Origin of the sequence: Plasticicumulans sp. (assembly GCF_035331805.1) — a bacterium.
Classification (GTDB): Bacteria; Pseudomonadota; Gammaproteobacteria; order Competibacterales; family Competibacteraceae; genus Plasticicumulans.
Genome location: NZ_DAOLKE010000505.1, coordinates 1 through 1,914, shown reverse-complemented (window position 1 = coordinate 1,914; position 1,914 = coordinate 1). Strand labels below are relative to the sequence as shown.

Here is a 1,914-nt window from a genome sequence, read left to right as displayed (position 1 = left end):
CACGCGCCTTGTCATCGACCGGCACGCCGCGCGTCCACATCTTCACCGGCACGCCGTCCGGGACGTTCATGACTTCGTGGCTGAGTTCGGTCTTGCTGCTCATCGCGGGACTCCTCGCCGGCTGGTTGCGCCGGCGGTCGTGGCGTCGGGGGATGGCCCCGGTATCGCAGGCAGCGTGCCAGTTGCGGGCTTCGCGCTGCAGCAGGCTGATCCGGCAGGGATTTGCGTGGCCGGTGCGCTGCCGCAAGGGCTTCCATGGCGCACGGGTTTCTGATCCGTACGGATCAGGATTTATCCTGATGGCTCCTGTCCCCCGGAAGCCTGCCTCATGTCCCGGAACCGTCCGCTGGTCGTCATCGGTCTGCTCGGCACCACGCTCGACAGCGGCAAGGGCGCCGGGCGCTGGGAGAAGTGGCGCCCGAGCGTGGCGCTGTGCCAGCAGCCGGATTGCGTGATCGACCGTTTCGAGCTGCTGTACGAGGCGCGCTTCCGCGAGCTGGCCGAACACGTCGCCAGCGACATCGGTTTCATCTCGCCCGAGACGACGCTGACGCTGCACGCGCTGACGATGAGCGATCCGTGGGATTTCGAGGAGGTCTACGGCGCGCTGCACGACTTCGCGCGCGGCTATCCGTTCGCGCCCGAGGCCGAGGATTACCTCGTGCACATCACCACCGGCACGCACGTCGCGCAGATCTGCCTGTTCCTGCTGACCGAAGCGCGCGAGCTGCCGGCGCGGCTGCTGCAGACGGCGCCGCCGCGCAAGCAGATCGCCAGCGATCCCGGCAGTTGCGCGGTGATCGACCTCGACCTGTCACGTTACGACCGCATCGCCCGGCGCTTCGCGCGCGAGCAGGTCGAGCAGGCGGATTTCCTGAAAGCCGGCATCGCCACCCGCAATCCGGCCTTCAACACGACGATCGCGCGCATCGAACGTGTTGCGCTGCGCTCGCGTGCGCCGCTGCTGCTGCTCGGGCCGACCGGCGCCGGCAAGAGCTTTCTGGCGAGGCGCATCTACGAACTCAAGCGCGCCCGCCACCGGTTGAGCGGTGCCTTCGTCGAGGTCAACTGCGCGACGCTGCGCGGCGATGGCGCGATGTCGGCGCTGTTCGGCCACAAGCGCGGTGCCTACACCGGCGCGCAGACCGAACGCGCCGGCCTGCTGCGCAGTGCCGACAAGGGGCTTCTGTTCCTCGACGAGATCGGCGAACTCGGGCCGGATGAGCAGGCGATGCTGCTGAAGGCGATCGAGGACGGCCGCTTCCTGCCGGTCGGCGCCGACAAGGAAGTCGAAAGCCGCTTCGAGCTGATCGCCGGCACGCACCGCGATCTGGCCGCCGAGGTCGCGGCCGGGCGCTTCCGCGAGGATTTATACGCACGGATCAATCTGTGGACCTTCCGGCTGCCGGGTCTGGCCGAGCGGCGCGAGGACATCGAGCCGAACCTCGACTTCGAGCTCGAACGCCACGCGCGCGAGCAAGGCCAGCGCGTGCGCTTCAACGCTGAAGCCCGCCGCCGCTACCTCGACTTCGCGACCGGCCCGGACGCGCCCTGGCGCGGCAACTTCCGCGAACTCGGCGCCTCGGTGCTGCGCATGGCGACGCTGGCCGAGGGCGGGCGCATCGACGTGGACACGGTCACCGAGGAACTCGACCGGCTGCGCGGGCAGTGGGGCGAGCGGCCGGAGGAGGAGTCCGCCGGCGACGACCCGGTCAGCGCACTGCTCGGCGCCGAAGCCGCGGCGGGGCTCGATCGCTTCGATCGCGTGCAGCTCGCCGAGGTGCTGCGCGTCTGCCGTGGCAGCGCATCGTTGTCGGCCGCCGGGCGCGAGCTGTTCGCGGTTTCCAGAGCGGGCAAGGCGAATCCGAATGATGCGGACCGGCTGCGCAAGTATCTGGCGCGGTTCGGGCTGGA

General features: G+C 69.6%; 1 protein-coding gene. It reads left to right on the top strand.

Annotated elements, in window-relative coordinates:
* Positions 1–328: 328 nt before the first annotated feature.
* Positions 329–1,914, top strand: a 1,586-nt coding sequence (rtcR, locus tag PKE44_RS18875) for an RNA repair transcriptional activator RtcR (protein ID WP_324554307.1), incomplete at its 3' end; no start/stop codon positions are given.